A 14,931-nucleotide genomic window follows, 5' to 3' on the forward strand; every position below is an offset into this window, starting at 1 on the left:
TCTCCGGGACACTCGTGCGCCATACCAAGCCCGGCGACGTGCTGTTCCTGGCACCGCCGCAAGGCGACTTCGTCCTTCCGGAGCACCCGCGGCCCCTGCTGATGCTCACCGCCGGAAGTGGAATCACCCCGGTCATGTCGATGATCCGCACCCTCGTCCCGCACCGGCCCGACTCAGACGTCGTCCTCGTCCACACTGCCCGGACCCCGGCGGACGCCATCTTCCGCGAGGAACTGGCCGAACTCGCGGATCAGTTTCCCAACCTCCGCGTTATCCACTGGTTCACCGGCGAACGCGGACGGCTGGACTTCACCTCGGCTGCCGGGCTGGACGGGCTTTGCCCGGACTGGCGCCAGCGCGCCGCTTACGCCTGCGGCCCCGAAAGCTTCCTGGACGACGCCGAGGCCCTCTGGGAAGCCGAGTCCGCTGCCGCGGTGGCACAGCCGGCAGCCAGCCTCACCATCGAACGGTTCAGCACCAAGCTGGCCGGCGGCGCCGGGCACGACGGCGGACTGGTCACCTTCGAAGCGTCGGACCGTGAAGTCGACGCCGACGGCGACACGCCCCTGCTCGACGTCGGTGAGGACGCCGGGGTCCTGATGCCCAGCGGTTGCCGCATGGGCATCTGCCACAGCTGTCTCATCCCGCTCCGGGCCGGCCAGGTCCGTGACCTGCGCACGGACGAAATCCATGGCGAGCCCGGCCAACTAATCCAGACGTGTGTTTCGGCAGCCGCCGGACCCGTAAACCTCGACCTCTGAGGAGTACAAACGCATGACGATTGTTTCTGACAAGCAAGACCTGTCCGAGGAAGCCCCCCAGGGCGCCACGGACGCTGCCAAGGCGCCTGCCGCCGTCAAAACCCGGCCAGGTGCCCTCGCCGAGACCGGCAGTCCGACCCTCAGGCCGCCGGCTGCGGCACATCTCTCCGACGAGCAGGTCGCCGAGCTGGGCCGTGAACTCGACGCCATCAAGGACGATATCCTCGCCAAGCGCGGGGCCAGCGATGCCGCCTACATCCGCCGCATGATCAAGATCCAGCGCGGGCTGGAGATTTCCGGCCGCGCCGCCCTTCTGGTGAGCAAGAACAAGGCGGCCTGGGTCACGGGCACGACGCTGCTGAGCCTCGCCAAGATCCTCGAAAACATGGAACTTGGACACAACATCCTGCACGGGCAGTGGGACTGGATGCGGGACCCGGACATCCACTCCACCACCTGGGAATGGGACTTCGTGACCCCCGCGCGGGCCTGGCAGCACACCCACAACGATCTGCACCACCGCTGGACGAATGTCATCGGCAAGGACAACGACGTCGGATACAACCTCCTGCGCATGGACCCGCAGCAGGAATGGAAGCCGTTCAACCTCGGCAACCCGGTCTACAACGCCCTGCTGGCACCGGTCTTCGAATGGGGCATCGCGATCTACGACCTTGAGCTGCAGGACTACAAAGAGGGCAAGAAGTCCAAGGAAGCCCTGACCAAGGACCTCAAGGCCCTGGGGCGCAAGGCCCTCAAGCAGTTCACCAAGGACTACGCCGCCACTCCCGCCGTCGCCATGCTGACCGGCTCCGGCAAGCAGGCGCTCTACGGCACCCTGACTGCGAACGCGGTCCGCAATGTCTGGGCCCACGCGGTGATCTTCTGCGGCCACTTCCCCGACGGGACCGACACCTTCACCGAGGAAATGGTGGAAGGCGAGACCCGCGGCGACTGGTACGTGCGGCAGATGATCGGCTCCGCCAACATCTCCGGTTCCAAGTTCATGCACCTGATGACCGGCAACCTCTCGCACCAGATCGAGCACCACCTCTTCCCGGACATCCCCTCCAACCGCTACGGCGAGGTGGCCCCGAAGGTACGGGAGATCTGCAAGCGCTACGGGCTGCCGTACACCACGGGCCCCATCTGGAAGCAGGTCGGCTCCACCTGGGCCAAGGTCTTCAAGCTGGCCCTGCCGCCCAAGAAGGCCTAGAACCCGTCCGCTCCCGCGACTAAGTCGGGACTAAGTCGCGAGTAAGTAAGGGGCGCCTGCCGTCGAGGCGGGCGCCCCTTCTGCGCGTCGCGGCCGAGGGCGGCGTTCAGGGTTTGCCGGCCACCCCGAGAATATGGGCCACGCGCGGGTTGCCCGGGAGTGCCGAAAAGCCGAAGCGTTCAAGGCGCAGCACCGTAAAGCCGGCCCCGGAGATCATGGCAGCAGTGTCGCGGTTCGGGTGGCATCCGCCGGCCATGCGGCTCCACAGCGGCGTGATCAGGTCCTCGGCCGCGGCCAGCATGGCGTGTGCTGAGCGGACGTGTTCATAGAACAGCAGCAGTCCGCCGGGACGGAGCACCCGGAGCGTCTCTGCCAGCACGGCGGACTGGTCCCCAACGCTGCACAGCACCAGGCTGGAGACGACGACGTCGATCGAGGCGTCCGCCGCCGGCAGCGATTCCGCCACGCCGGTTTGGACAGTGACGGGGACCGACGCCCCGGGCGCAGCGGCCAGCGCCAGCCCGCGGAGTGTGGCATCGGGTTCGAGCGCCAGCACGCTGGTCACCGCGGACGGGTAGAGCGGAAAGGTGGCCCCATAGCCGGCGCCGATTTCGATGACGGTGCCGTGCGCCGCTTCGACGAGGCGCCGTCGGTGGGCCGACGCACCCCGGGCGTCCATCCGCGGACCCACGCGGGCGAACGATCGCCCGAATGACGGGTTGCGGGGCGCGGCATCGGACATCGGGGCATCCTTTCCGTTCATCGGGCGGCGGCGGGGCTGAGCTTCAGCCGCCGCAGCAACTGCGCGTTGAGCGCCACCACGATCGTGGAGGCGGACATCAGCACGGCCCCGGCGGCAGGGGAGAGGATCAGCCCTGCGAAGGCGAGGACGCCCGCCCGGGCCACCTGCCGGGCGTCGCAGTGTGATCGTCGTCCTGGCCGAGGGCCTGGGTGCTCCCTGCGCGGCGCCGCGTCGGTAGCCGCGCTGCTGTCCTGGTGATCCATGATGGCCGCTCCCTTGGGATGATGGACCTGCTCTTCGAAGATATCCCCGGGGGGGTATGAGGGTCTTTTCCGGTCAGCGGACCTCGATCACACCCATCATGCCCAGATCCTCGTGGTCCAGGATGTGGCAGTGGTACACCGAGCGGCCGGTAAAGTCGCGGAACGCGATCCGGACAGTCACGCGTCCGTTGGCCGGTACGTTGACGACGTCGCGCATAACAACGGAAGTTAGGGCCCGGCCGTCGGAATCGATGAGCTGCATTGGCCACACGTGCAGGTGGAAGGGGTGGTCCATCGGGCTGGTGTTGACCACGGTCCATTCCTCCACGCTTCCGGCTGGGACGATGGTGTCCGTGCGGGACTCGCTGTATTCACGGCCGTTGATGCTGAACCGCATCATGCCGCCCATTCCGCCGCCCATGCCTCCCGCACCCGCGCCCATGGCCAGGACCAGTTGCCGGTGTGCGGCCTCGGCGGCAGTGCGCAGGTCCTCCCCTGCCGGCCGGGCCGCGACGGTACCGGGCGAAGCCGCGGATTCGCCGCTGACCCGAAAGGTCGCCAGCGCGGCCGCCCCGCGGCCAGCGGACGGCCCCTGCCCCATCATTCCCGCCATGCCGCCCCGGTCATACGGCAGAGCCTGCAGCACCGATTCGCCTGCGGAGGCGGTCACCAGCAGGTCTGCCCGGTTCCCCGGCGCCAGCAGGACTTCATCCACGGCCTCGGGTACAAGGGACCTTCCAGAGTCCATGCCGATCAAATCCAGCTGCTGGCCGTCCATCCGGAGCCGAAGGAAGCGGGCCACGCAGGCATTGATGATCCGCCACCGCTGGCGCTCACCCGGCCGGGCAGTGAGGAGCGGGCTGCTCTGCCCGTTGACCAGCACGAGCTCGCCTTCCCGGCCGGCCATGCGTTCCAGCGGCGACGCCGCCGCTGTGTTCCCCGCGAAGTCCAGGGTGGTGTCCGAGACGACGAGGACATGCTCCGCACTGACGTTTATCGGTTCGGGATCTTCCACGATGACCGCCCCGAAGAGCCCCGCGAAGATCTGCCCCGCCACCAGGCCGTGGTGGTGCGGGTGGTACCAGTACACACCGGGCGGGTGACCGGCCGGAAGCCGGTAGCTGTAGTCGAAACTGTCCCCGGGGTTGACCGTGACAAACACATTGTCCCCGTTGGCCTGGGGGGAAACGTGCAGGCCGTGCAGGTGGAGATTGGTTGGCTCGGCCAGGCTGTTGACCAGCCGGATGGCGAGTTCATCGCCCGCCCGCAGGCGGAGGGTGGGTCCGGGAAGGCTGCCGTTGTAGAGCATGGGCAGTGCCCGCCGGCCGCCGACGTCGAGCCCCCCTCGGGCGGCCTCAAGCCTCAGCTGAAGCCGGCCTCCAGCGCTGCGCAGCTCCGGGGGGTTGCGCAGCTCAAGTCCCGCGCCGCCGAGCGGGCCCACGGTGGAACCCAGGGACCACCACAGTCCGGCAGCGCCAGCCGCGGTGCCTGCAACCCCCAGGCCGCCCAGGATGAGTGCGTCGCGGCGGCTGATGGGCCGCACTATGACTCCTCGCCGAGTACTTTCAGGTTTTCGCGGTACTGTTCGGCGGTCAGCTCACCCTTGGCGAAACGTTCCTCGAGGATCAGGCGTGCCTGGCTCTTCCCGCCGAACGGACCACCGGGGCCTCCCTGCGGGGCGCCCGCAGGGCCCAGGGGCGCCGCACCATAAGGGCCCGGCTGTCCTACGCGGTCCGGGCCGTAGTGTCCGGGGCCCGGGCCGCGGCCGACTCCGCCCGTGAAGATCCGGACCGCCAGGAGCACCAGCACTGCGATCCCGACCAGCAGCAACAGGCCCCAGAGCCACATCAGCCCAAATCCGTCTCCGTAAAATCCCATCATTGCCAGTTCCCTTCGCGGTGCCCCATCTAGCTCCCATCTTCCGCCGTCTGCCGGCCCGGGGCTAGGGTCCTAAGTCGTCTCTCGAGGGCCCGGAGGAGATGCAGCGCAGCCTCAGCTGATCAGCAGGCTCAGCGCCTCGGTCAGGTGCCCGACTTCCCGCACGGAGAAGCCCGGCGGAACCGGGCCCGGCCCGTTGGGGCTCGCGGGCACCACCGCGTGCGTGAACCCGAGCCGGTGGGCTTCCTGGATGCGCTGGTTGATCCCGGGCACAGGGCGGACCTCGCCGGCCAGGCCCACTTCGCCGAAGGCGATGAGACGCTCCGGCAACGGTTTCCTGGCCTTCGCCGAGGCCACGGCCAGGGCAACGGCGAGGTCCGTGGCGGGCTCGCTGAGCTTCACGCCGCCCACAGTCGCCACGTAGGAATCGTCCTTGTGCAGCAGGCAGCCGGCCCGTTGCTGCAGCACTGCCAGCAGCATCGCCACGCGGGAACTGTCCAGTCCGCTCGTGGCCCGGCGGGGCTGGGAGCTGGCGCTCTCGGCGAGCAGGGACTGGACCTCGGCCAGCAGCGGGCGGCGGCCCTCCAGCGTCACCGTGATGCAGGTTCCGGAGACCGGCTCCTTGGTCCGGGAAACGAACAGTCCGCTCGGGTCGGCGAGGCCCACAATACCGTCCTCGTTCAGGTCAAAGCAGCCGACGTCGTCGGTGGGGCCGTAGCGGTTCTTGACGGCTCGCAGCAGCCGCAGCCGGGAATGCCGCTCGCCTTCGAACTGGCACACCACATCCACGAGGTGCTCGAGCAACCGGGGCCCGGCGATGGAGCCGTCCTTCGTGACGTGGCCCACCAGCAGCGTGGTCATGTTGCGGCGTTTGGCCGCGGCGATCAGGGAAGCCGCGACCTCGCGCACCTGGGAAACGCCGCCGGCGCTGCCTTCGACGTCGGCGCTGCTTAGCGTCTGCACGGAGTCCACGATCAGCAGCCGCGGCTCAAGTTTCTCCACCTGCCCCAGGGCCTGGCCCAGGTCCGTTTCGGCCGAGAGGTACAGGGACTCCGCGACGGCGTCGATCCGGTCCGCGCGGAGCTTCACCTGCGCCGCCGATTCCTCGCCCGTGATGTACAGGACGTCCTGCGCGGTGCGGGCGAATTTAGCCGCAACGTCCAGCAGCAGGGTGGATTTGCCGACGCCGGGTTCGCCGGCCAGGAGGATGACGGCGCCCGGGACCAGGCCGCCGCCGAGCACGCGGTCCAGCTCATCCACGCCCGTGGGCAGGAAAGCCGCGGTCGTGGCATCAACTTCGGAAATCCGGCGGGCCGGCTCCAGGACGGTGGCGGCCGCCGTCGTGCGGGCCACAGCGCCGCCTGTTTCCTCGACGCTGCCCCAGGCCTGGCACTCGCCGCAGCGGCCCACCCACTTTGCCGTAGTCCAGCCGCATTCGGCGCATTTGTAGCCCGGCGCCTTGGAAGCCCGGGAAGTTTTGGTAGCCATCGCTCTACCCTATCCGCGGCCGGCGACACCCATCTGGAGGCGCCGCTGCAGGGCGCGGGGCGGGCGGCTACAGCGGCGGGAGGATGTCCCGGGCCTCCCCGGAATCCACGCCGGCGGCCTCCAGGAGGTCCACCATGAGCGGCCGGAACAGCATGACCACCGTTTCGCCCTCGAGCCGCTGCACGTCCAGCAGCCGCGGGTGCAGGCGGCCGGCGATTTCCCGCAGCTCCGTCCGGGCCGTCCGCAGGTGGGCGCGGCGGACGCCGTCGTGCACTTCCGCCAGGCCCAGGGAGATCTCGTCGACGGCGTCCGCGGTCTCCTGCAGGATGCCGGCGATGTTCTGGGTGGCTTCGTCGGACAACGCCGCGTGGTTGATGGCACTCGTCAGGCGGCGGGCAAAGACCCGGCTGTTGCGCAGTGCGAGGTCGATAAAGTCCAGCGACTGCTCCAGCCGGTCCAACTCCTCCCGGTGCCGCCGGTAGGCAGGGGCCAGGGTGGCGACCTCGCCGGAGGCCCGCAGGGTCTGCCGCATCGCATCGACCAGCGGCTGGCAGTTCCGCCCCCGGATCAGCGCATGCCAGGCCTGGGTGGAGTCGCTGTCGCTCAGGGCGGAGGCGCATTCGCGCAGCACCTCCGCGAGTTCGTGCAGGAGTTTCTTGACGTCGTTGCGGGGTTCCCGCCGCGGGTCCTTGGGCGTGAGGATGGTAAACAGTAAGGCGAAAACGCCGCCCACGATGGCGTCGATGCTGCGCGTGAAGGGGCCGCCGATCGGCGCCGGCAGGAGCACCACCAGCAGCGACTGCAGGCCCAGCTGGGTGGTGAAAATCGTCCCGCTGTCCAGGAACCGCGCCAGCAGGATCGAGAACAGGAGCACGACGGCGGCCTGCCAGATCCCCGCACCCAGCCAGTGCAGCAGCAGGTCCCCGACCACGATCCCGATGGTGCAGCCCAGGCCCACCTCCACCACGCGGCGCAGCCGGGGCTCGCGGGAGAACCCCAGGGAAATGAGGGAGGACGTGGCGGCGAAGAGCGGTCCGCTGTGGCCCAGGACGTACTCCGCGAAGGCATACGCCCCCACCGCGCAGGCGGTCATCTGGAGGGCCGGCAGGAGCGAATTACGGCTCCGGACGAATCCCGTGCGGACCCGCCCGCGCAGGAATCGTGCGCTTGCGGAAAGTCCAGTCGCGGAGGCCATGCCGTACAGTCTATTTGCAGGCCGCGGCCGCCGGTCACGTTCCCGGAAAGTACGTCTGAGCTGCGCCGGACGCAATGGCAACCCGGCAGATGTAAGCCGATGTCCCGGTCTCGTTAACCCTCTGTTCACCTTGGACCGCAATTCTCTTCATCTGGGACACCTAACTTCAATAAAGGTACAAACCCAACGCATCCTTGCTCGCGGCCTTCTCCGGCCCGGCATGCATAAAAAATCCCTGGAAGGGGTACATCTAGTGAAGGCACTCCGCTTCGGCCGCCACGCGGCTATCGCTGTTATCGCAGCCGGCGCACTCGCGCTCACCGCTTGCGGTTCTGACAACGCCACAAACACCGCTCCGTCGGCTACGCCGTCCGCGGCAGGCGTCAAGGTCACCGGCACTCTGACCGGCATCGGCTCCTCCGCGCAGGCTGCGGCCATGGATGCCTGGAAGACGAACTTCGCCTCCGCGAACCAGGGTGCCACCGTGCAGTACTCCCCGGACGGCTCCGGTGCCGGCCGCAAGGCCCTCCTGGACGGCTCCGCCCAGTTCGGCGGCTCTGACGCCTACCTCAAGGATGACGAGCTCGCAGCATCCAAGACCGTGTGCGGCCCCGACGGCGCCCTGGACATCCCGGTGTACATTTCCCCGATCGCCGTGGCCTTCAACCTGCCCGACATCAAGGAGCTCAAGCTCGACGCCGCCACCGTCGCCAAGATCTTCCGCGGCCAGATTGCCAACTGGAACGACCCTGCCATCGCCGCCCTGAACCCCGACGTCAAGCTGCCGGACCTCAAGGTCACCCCGGTCAACCGCTCCGATGATTCCGGCACCACCTCCAACTTCACCGACTACCTCGCCGCCGCCGCGCCGGAGGTCTGGACCGACAAGTCTGCCGGCATCTGGCCTGCATCCCTGAAGGGCGAAAACGCCAAGGGCACGTCCGGCGTCGTCAAGACTGTCACCGACACCCCCGGTGCCGTGACCTACGCTGACGACTCCGCTGTCAGCGGCAAGCTCGGCACCGCGCAGATCAAGGTCGGCGACTCCTTCACGAAGATTTCCGCTGAGGCTGCCGCTAAGGCAGTCGACGCCGGGAAGCCGGTTGAGGGCCGCAACGCCAACGACCTCGCCATCAAGCTGGACCGCACCACCACCGCCGCGGGCGCCTACCCGATCGTCCTGGTGTCCTACCACATCGTTTGCACCACCTATCCCACGCAGGCCACTGCTGACCTGGTCAAGGCCTTTGTCAGCTACGCAGCCTCCGACGCCGGCCAGAAGGCGGCAGCTGACGCTGCCAAGTCCGCTCCGATGTCGAAGGCCCTCCAGGATAAGGTCACGAAGTCCCTCGAGGCCGTCAAGGCCAAGTCCTAGGGATACCACGCGCCAACGGGCCTAGTGGAAACACCAGCCTGACCTTGGTTCCCCGTCCCGATGCGGCTGTCACAGACGGCCGGATCGGGACGGGGAACCTACGCGTTTATTCTGTATTTGTCAGAAGTACCAGATGATCCAAAGCTGAAGGACCGTGAAGTGACCACCACCTCCGCGACCAAGTCCCGGGGCGCAGGCCGCGCCGGGGACCAAGTCTTTTCCGCAGCCACGCTGGCCGCAGGGTGCCTGATCCTTGCCGTGCTCTTCGGTGTGGCGCTCTTCCTCGTCATCCAGGCGATCCCGGCCCTCACGGCTTCCCCGGACAAGATCCAGGGCGGTGAGGGCTTCTTCGCCTACATCTGGCCAATCGTGATCGGCACCCTGATCGCGGCAGCCATCGCAATCGTGATCGCCACGCCGGTGGCGATCGGCGTCGCACTCTTCATCTCGCACTTCGCGCCGCGGAAGCTGGCCTCCGGGCTTGGCTACGTGGTCGACCTGCTGGCTGCCATCCCCTCGGTGGTCTACGGCGCGTGGGGTGCGACCGTCCTGGCCAAGGAAATCTCGCCGGCTTACAACTGGCTCTCCGACAACATGGGCTGGCTGCCGATCTTCCAGGGCCCGGCCTCTGCCACTGGCAAGACGATCCTCACCGCCGGTATTGTCCTGGCCGTGATGGTCCTGCCGATCGTCACGTCCCTGACCCGCGAAATCTTCCTGCAGACCCCCAAGCTGCACGAGGAAGCCGCGCTGGCGCTCGGAGCAACCCGCTGGGAAATGATCCGGATGGCCGTGTTTCCGTTCGGCCGTCCGGGCATCATCAGCGCCGTGATGCTGGGCCTGGGCCGGGCTCTGGGCGAGACCATGGCCGTCGCGCTGGTCCTGTCCTCGGGCGCGCTCACGGCCAGCCTGATCAAGTCGGGAAACCAGACTATCGCCGCCGAAATTGCCCTGAACTTCCCCGAGGCCAGCGGACTCAAGGTCAGCACGCTGATCGCCGCCGGGCTGGTCCTGTTCGTCATCACCCTCGCCGTGAACATGGTCGCCCGCGGGATCATCAACCGGCACAAAGAATTCTCGGGAGCCAACTAAATGACCTCCACCTTGACACCCGTCCAGAAGCGCTCCGCCCTGACCAAGGGCCAGTTGCCAAAATGGGCACCCTACGCGGTGCTGGCCGTCGCCCTCGTCCTGGCAGCCGCGGTCCTGGCCCTGATCGGCTTCAACGTCTTCGGCTGGGGAATCGTTTCGGCCATCCTCTTCGCCGTGGGCCTGGTCGGCTGGAGTGCCGCCGTCGAAGGCTCCCGCCGGGCCAAGGACAAACTGGCCACCTGCCTTGTGGTCGGTGCCTTCCTGATCGCGCTGCTGCCGCTGGTCTCCGTGATCTGGACCGTCCTCGTCAACGGCCTTCCCGGGCTCATGAACTCCGGGTTCCTGAGCACCTCGATGAATGGCGTCACCGGCGTCTACGACAACAAGAGCGTCGAGGAAGGCGCCCCGGTGATCGGCGGCATCTTCCACGCCCTGATCGGCACCCTGCTGATCACCGTCTCGGCGACCATCATCTCGGTGCCCGTCGGCCTGATGTCCGCCATTTACCTCGTGGAGTACGGCGAGGACCGCCCGGTGGCCCGCGCCATCACGTTTTTCGTGGACGTCATGACCGGCATCCCCTCGATCGTGGCCGGCCTCTTCGCGGCGGCCTTCTTCTTCATCATCGTGGGGCCCGGCACCAAGACCGGTGCCGTGGCCGCCGTCGCGCTGTCCGTCCTGATGATCCCCGTGGTGGTACGTTCCAGCGAGGAAATGCTCAAAATCGTCCCCAACGAACTTCGCGAGGCGGCCTACGCCCTGGGCGTGCGCAAGTGGCGGACCATCCTCAAAGTGGTCATCCCGACGGCGATCTCCGGCATCGCCTCGGGTGTCACGCTCGCGATCGCCCGCGTGATCGGCGAAACCGCGCCGATCCTGGTGACCGCAGGCTTCGCCACCTCGATCAACTACAACGTGTTCAGCGGCTGGATGGCCTCGCTGCCCACATTCATTTACACGCAGATCCTCAACCCCACCTCGCCGTCCAACCCGGATCCGTCCGCACAGCGTGCCTGGGGAGCTGCGCTGGTCCTCATCATCCTGGTGATGCTGCTCAACCTCGGTGCCCGCCTGGTTGCCCGCATGTTCGCCCCCAAAACCGGCCGCTAGCCCGGCGCCAGCCCCCACTCCGAGTAACTTAAGGAACATCATGTCTAAGCGCATCGACGTCAAGGACCTGAACGTCTACTACAGCAAATTCCTGGCCGTTGAAGACGTCAACATCAACATCGAAGCCAAGTCCGTGACAGCCTTCATCGGTCCCTCCGGCTGCGGCAAATCCACATTCCTCCGCACGCTGAACCGCATGCACGAGGTCATTCCCGGCGCCCGGGTGGAAGGCGAAGTGCTGCTGGACGGCGACAACCTGTACGCCTCCGGAGTGGATCCGGTCACTGTCCGCTCGCAGATCGGCATGGTGTTCCAGCGTCCCAACCCGTTCCCCACGATGTCCATCCGGGACAACGTCCTGGCCGGCGTGCAGCTGAACAACCAGAAGATCTCCCGGGGCGAAGCAGATGCCCTCGTGGAGCGCGCGCTGCGCGGTTCAAACCTCTGGAACGAGGTCAAGGACCGGCTGGCCAAGCCCGGCTCCGGACTCTCCGGCGGCCAGCAGCAGCGGCTCTGCATCGCCCGGGCGATCGCCGTCGAACCCCAGGTGATCCTGATGGACGAGCCGTGCTCGGCGCTGGACCCGATTTCCACACTGGCCATCGAGGACCTCATCAATGAACTCAAGGACCAGTACACGGTGGTGATCGTGACCCACAACATGCAGCAGGCCGCCCGCGTCTCGGACAAGACGGCATTCTTCAACATCGCCGGAACCGGCAAGCCGGGCAAGCTGATCGAATACGGCGACACCCACACGATGTTCAGCAACCCGACCGAGAAGGCCACTGAGGACTACGTCTCAGGCCGCTTCGGGTAACCGCTTCATCTCACCGGCCGGGTTCAAGCCCGGCCAGCGGGGAGAGCGAGAGCGCCAGCACGAACGCCGCGGCGGCGGTGGCGATCGGGGTGAGCACCCAGAAGCCCAGGATACGGATCACGAGCAGCCGGTTGGTGGCGGGGAAGCCCTGGTTTTCCCCCGCCCCCAGGACGGCCGCGGTGACCGTATGGGTCGTTGAAATGGGCCAGTGCAGCGCGATGGCTCCACCGAGCAGGATCACTGAGCTGTACATCTGGGCCACAAAGCCGCGCAGCGGGTCCATCCGGATCAGCCGGTAGCCGATGGTGTAGGAAATCCGCCAGCCGCCGGCCAGGGTCCCGACCGCCAGCATGACGGCGGTGAACAGCGCTACCCAGACGGGCACGGAGCCGCCGTCGGACAGCCCGGCCGCGAGCATGGCCAGGATCAGCACGGCGGCCGTGCGCTGACCGTCCTGGAACCCGTGGGCAAACGCCACGGCGCCGGCGGCGATCGCCTGGGCCCGGCGAGATCGGTTGTTGACGACGTTGGGCGGCGTGTACCGGGCCGCCCAGGTGGCCGGCCAGACCAGCAAGTACGCGCCCGCGAAGGCAATCACCGGAGTGAGCAGCAGCGGCAGCGCCACCTGGAACAACAAGGATTCGTCCACCCCGCCGACGGCGTTTGTGCCCACCACGACGCTGGCGACGCCGGCTCCGGCGAGGCCGCCGATAAGGGCTTGCGTCGAGGAGGTCGGGATACCCCGCCACCAGGTGTAGATGCCCCACAGGACCGCGCTGATCAGCCCGGCCATCAGGATGGCGAGCCCGTTCGGTCCGGAGGGCAGCTGGATCCAGGTACGGCTGAGCTGAAGCGCCAGCGCGGCGCTCAGCGCGGCACCGGTGAAGTTGAAGATGCTGGCCAGCAGCACCGCGACGGTGGGCGTCAGGGCACGGGTCCGCACCGCCAGCGCCACCGACGTGGAAGCATCCCTGAAACCGTTCAGGAACGCGAAGGCCCCGGCGAGCAGGACTACCAGGGCGAAGAAAAGGAGGGTCACGTCAGGATTCCTTGACGATGATGCTGCCTACCTGGGTTGCGATCTTGCGCATTTCCTTGGTCACGTCCACCAGTTGGTTGGCGATGTCCCGGTTGCGGGCGTACTGGGCCGACTTCATGTTGTTGAGCATGTCCGCGACCCAGACGCGGTGGGTGCGCTCCGCGCGTTTGGCCAGCCGCAGGACCTCGATCCAGTAGTCCTCGAGGTCGTCCAGGTTGTTCAGCTTCTGCATGGCGTCCACGGTCAGCTCGGCCTGCCTGCTGATGATCTCCAGCTGGTCTGCCGCCCGCCTGGGCAGCCGGTCGAGCTTGTAGAGGGAAACGAGCTCAGCCGCGGCGTCAAGTTTCTCCATGGCCTCGTTGAGGTACCGCGATAGGGCGTACAGATCTTCCCGGGGAAGGACGTTCACGAAGCTGGTCCGCATATGGGTCAGCAGGGCAAAGTGCAGTTCTGCGGACTTGGCCTCATGGTTGTGCATGTCCTCCACGAGCCGGGCATGTTCGCTGGCCGGGGCGCCCAGGATTTCCGAGAGGGTCCCCGTGGCCAGCACAACCTGGCGTGCCATCTGGGCCAGCAGGATCAGCCCGGCGGGCTCTTGGGGGAAAAGGCGCAGCTTCACGTGGGGGTACCGGCCTTCGGGAGGGGTGAACTCGGGACTGGTCTGCCGGCCGTATGACTTGACGATAAGCCGCGCATGAGGACTACTTTACCGTCAGGTTTAAAGCGCGCAGGGGATAGAGCCCCGGCGGTCCCGCGAGTGTGACGGAAGGCCCCGGGCCAGGCGGGAAAGAGGGCCGGGCGAGAGCATGAAAATGGTGCCGAACCGGATACGCCTCTCGGCGGTAGGCCGCTCTAGGCGGCTAAATGTTGAAGCCCGGGGGTTTCGCGGTTCGGCACCGCTTTTAGTGTTCTACGTGGCTTAGGACAAGTCAACATTGACAGTCCGCGGCGGGCATGCCTTCCCGACTCAGTCGAGTTCGCCCAGCCGCCACGCATTGGCCGCGTGTTCAAGGTCTTCGGCGGTCTTGACCAGCAGATGCGAATTGCGGGTGAGCTTGCTCGCGCGGCTCTCGTTGCTGTGCTCGGCGCCGTCGGCGAGGGTCGCCTGGCCGAGTGCGACGACGCGGCAGAAGGCGGCGGAACGTTCCAGGGCGACGTCGAACTCGCCGTCGAACGCCCCGGAGAGGATGGCGTCCGCCATCGCCTTCATTTCCTCCGCCCCGGGGGGTTCAGCCGCCCCGGCCACGACGCGGGAAACCTGTGCCGTGTCCTTGCCGGCCCGGAAGTAGACCGAAATGCGCTCGGGGTTCTGGATGGTGGCGGCCCGCAGGGCGTACAGGCGCCAGAGGGCTCCGGGGAGGGACCGGGCCGGGCTTTCAGCCCACATCTCGGCGATGGCTTCCAGGCCCTGTTCGTCCGTGAGCTTCACCAACCGCTCGGTGACGGTGGGATCGTCGCTGTCGCGTCCGCGGCGCACGAGCGCCTGGGCCGCGAGATGGGCGGCTTCGGACACGCGGGCAGGATCGGCCCCGCCGGCAAAGGGTTCAAAGTCAATGGGTGCGAAAGGCTTCGGCTTGTGGTGCCGTGGCGGTCCGGGGGTGCTGGATCCTGCGTTCTCGCTCATGCCCCCACGCTACTCCAGTGCTTCGGGGGAATCGAGCGTCCGGCCCGCAGGGTAAACCCGGCACCAATGCGGGCGCGAATGCGACCGAAAATGCGGGCGCTGCGGCGTTGCACAGCCGTAGGTGCGAAATGCCGGGCCAAGTCTGGGGTACAGTATTATCGTCCAGAAATGGACTGGGCCGATCGGCACGGGAACAGCGGATTCATCCGAAGTTCCGGGGCAGTCGGCTGGGGCCTTTAGCTCAGTTGGTAGAGCATCGGACTTTTAATCCGTGGGTCGTGGGTTCGATCCCCACAGGGCCCACCCAGTAGCAGGCCAGAGGCATCAT

General features: G+C 67.3%; 15 protein-coding genes and 1 tRNA gene. 7 read left to right on the top strand and 9 right to left on the bottom strand.

Annotation, left to right across the window (positions count from 1 at the left end; translation table 11 throughout):
* Both BJG92_RS14960 and BJG92_RS14965 read left to right on the top strand, forming a co-directional pair.
* A partial coding sequence (locus tag BJG92_RS14960; RefSeq protein ID WP_232084791.1) for a flavin reductase family protein occupies positions 1–761 on the top strand: 761 nt, incomplete at its 5' end.
* A gap of 13 nt (positions 762–774) precedes the next feature.
* A complete protein-coding gene (locus tag BJG92_RS14965) occupies positions 775–1,977 on the top strand; it encodes an acyl-CoA desaturase (protein ID WP_232084792.1) in 1,203 nt (400 codons plus the stop codon).
* Positions 1,978–2,083: 106 nt separating this feature from the next.
* Here BJG92_RS14965 and BJG92_RS14970 read toward each other — a convergent pair whose 3' ends face one another.
* The 6 genes from BJG92_RS14970 to BJG92_RS14995 all read right to left on the bottom strand — a co-directional run bounded on the left by BJG92_RS14970 (position 2,084) and on the right by BJG92_RS14995 (position 7,543).
* Positions 2,084–2,719, bottom strand: coding sequence for a class I SAM-dependent methyltransferase (locus BJG92_RS14970; RefSeq protein ID WP_232084793.1), 636 nt, complete (start codon positions 2,717–2,719; stop codon positions 2,084–2,086).
* A 17-nt stretch (positions 2,720–2,736) separates the two neighbouring features.
* Positions 2,737–2,982, bottom strand: coding sequence for a hypothetical protein (locus BJG92_RS14975; RefSeq protein ID WP_232084817.1), 246 nt, complete (start codon positions 2,980–2,982; stop codon positions 2,737–2,739).
* A gap of 73 nt (positions 2,983–3,055) precedes the next feature.
* Positions 3,056–4,525, bottom strand: coding sequence for a multicopper oxidase family protein (locus BJG92_RS14980; RefSeq protein WP_232084794.1), 1,470 nt, complete (start codon positions 4,523–4,525; stop codon positions 3,056–3,058).
* Positions 4,525–4,863, bottom strand: coding sequence for an SHOCT domain-containing protein (locus BJG92_RS14985; RefSeq protein ID WP_232084795.1), 339 nt, complete (start codon positions 4,861–4,863; stop codon positions 4,525–4,527). The genes BJG92_RS14980 and BJG92_RS14985 overlap by 1 nt, the downstream gene beginning before the upstream one ends.
* A 111-nt stretch (positions 4,864–4,974) precedes the next feature.
* Entirely contained in the window at positions 4,975–6,348 is a 1,374-nt protein-coding gene (gene radA, locus BJG92_RS14990; protein ID WP_232084796.1) for a DNA repair protein RadA, read from the bottom strand.
* 67 nt (positions 6,349–6,415) lie between these two features.
* Positions 6,416–7,543 carry an aromatic acid exporter family protein gene (locus tag BJG92_RS14995; RefSeq protein ID WP_232084797.1) on the bottom strand — a complete coding sequence of 376 codons (1,128 nt, stop codon included), beginning with the start codon at positions 7,541–7,543 and terminating at the stop codon, positions 6,416–6,418.
* A gap of 253 nt (positions 7,544–7,796) precedes the next feature.
* On the opposite strand from BJG92_RS14995, the gene pstS reads away from it, so the two are divergent.
* From pstS to pstB, 4 genes are all read left to right on the top strand, one after another.
* Positions 7,797–8,918, top strand: coding sequence for a phosphate ABC transporter substrate-binding protein PstS (gene pstS, locus BJG92_RS15000; RefSeq protein ID WP_232084798.1), 1,122 nt, complete (start codon positions 7,797–7,799; stop codon positions 8,916–8,918).
* A 159-nt stretch (positions 8,919–9,077) separates the two neighbouring features.
* The gene (gene pstC / locus BJG92_RS15005) at positions 9,078–10,010 is read left to right on the top strand and encodes a phosphate ABC transporter permease subunit PstC (RefSeq protein ID WP_232084799.1); all 933 of its coding nucleotides are present in this window, start codon (positions 9,078–9,080) and stop codon (positions 10,008–10,010) included.
* Positions 10,011–11,120 (top strand): phosphate ABC transporter permease PstA, encoded by a 1,110-nt coding sequence (gene pstA / locus BJG92_RS15010; protein ID WP_232084800.1) that lies wholly within the window; start codon positions 10,011–10,013, stop codon positions 11,118–11,120.
* A 40-nt stretch (positions 11,121–11,160) separates the two neighbouring features.
* The gene (gene pstB / locus BJG92_RS15015; RefSeq protein WP_232084801.1) at positions 11,161–11,940 is read left to right on the top strand and encodes a phosphate ABC transporter ATP-binding protein PstB; all 780 of its coding nucleotides are present in this window, start codon (positions 11,161–11,163) and stop codon (positions 11,938–11,940) included.
* A gap of 10 nt (positions 11,941–11,950) precedes the next feature.
* On the opposite strand, the gene BJG92_RS15020 is transcribed toward pstB, so the two are convergent.
* The 3 genes from BJG92_RS15020 to BJG92_RS15030 all read right to left on the bottom strand — a co-directional run bounded on the left by BJG92_RS15020 (position 11,951) and on the right by BJG92_RS15030 (position 14,603).
* Positions 11,951–12,979, bottom strand: coding sequence for an inorganic phosphate transporter (locus BJG92_RS15020; RefSeq protein ID WP_232084802.1), 1,029 nt, complete (start codon positions 12,977–12,979; stop codon positions 11,951–11,953).
* A 1-nt stretch (position 12,980) separates the two neighbouring features.
* Complete coding sequence (locus BJG92_RS15025; protein WP_232084803.1) at positions 12,981–13,598, bottom strand: DUF47 domain-containing protein; 618 nt, start codon at positions 13,596–13,598, stop codon at positions 12,981–12,983.
* 348 nt (positions 13,599–13,946) lie between these two features.
* Entirely contained in the window at positions 13,947–14,603 is a 657-nt protein-coding gene (locus BJG92_RS15030; protein WP_232084804.1) for a hypothetical protein, read from the bottom strand.
* Between the two features lie 230 nt (positions 14,604–14,833).
* Here BJG92_RS15030 and BJG92_RS15035 point away from each other — a divergent pair.
* Positions 14,834–14,906, top strand: a tRNA-Lys gene (locus tag BJG92_RS15035).
* Positions 14,907–14,931: the final 25 nt, after the last annotated feature.

The sequence above is a fragment of the Arthrobacter sp. SO5 genome, assembly GCF_020532805.1.
GTDB lineage: Bacteria > Actinomycetota > Actinomycetes > Actinomycetales > Micrococcaceae > Arthrobacter.

What these genes read in the sequence shown, in the direction of transcription:
- BJG92_RS14970 (WP_232084793.1), bottom strand. Translation starts at nt 2,719, where the DNA reads ATGTCCGATGCCGCGCCCCGCAACCCGTCATTCGGGCGATCGTTCGCC.
- BJG92_RS14975 (WP_232084817.1), bottom strand. Translation starts at nt 2,982, where the DNA reads ATGGATCACCAGGACAGCAGCGCGGCTACCGACGCGGCGCCGCGCAGG.
- BJG92_RS14995 (WP_232084797.1), bottom strand. Translation starts at nt 7,543, where the DNA reads ATGGCCTCCGCGACTGGACTTTCCGCAAGCGCACGATTCCTGCGCGGG.
- BJG92_RS14985 (WP_232084795.1), bottom strand. Translation starts at nt 4,863, where the DNA reads ATGATGGGATTTTACGGAGACGGATTTGGGCTGATGTGGCTCTGGGGC.
- pstA (WP_232084800.1), top strand. Translation starts at nt 10,011, where the DNA reads ATGACCTCCACCTTGACACCCGTCCAGAAGCGCTCCGCCCTGACCAAG.
- BJG92_RS14965 (WP_232084792.1), top strand. Translation starts at nt 775, where the DNA reads ATGACGATTGTTTCTGACAAGCAAGACCTGTCCGAGGAAGCCCCCCAG.
- pstB (WP_232084801.1), top strand. Translation starts at nt 11,161, where the DNA reads ATGTCTAAGCGCATCGACGTCAAGGACCTGAACGTCTACTACAGCAAA.
- BJG92_RS15030 (WP_232084804.1), bottom strand. Translation starts at nt 14,603, where the DNA reads ATGAGCGAGAACGCAGGATCCAGCACCCCCGGACCGCCACGGCACCAC.
- radA (WP_232084796.1), bottom strand. Translation starts at nt 6,348, where the DNA reads ATGGCTACCAAAACTTCCCGGGCTTCCAAGGCGCCGGGCTACAAATGC.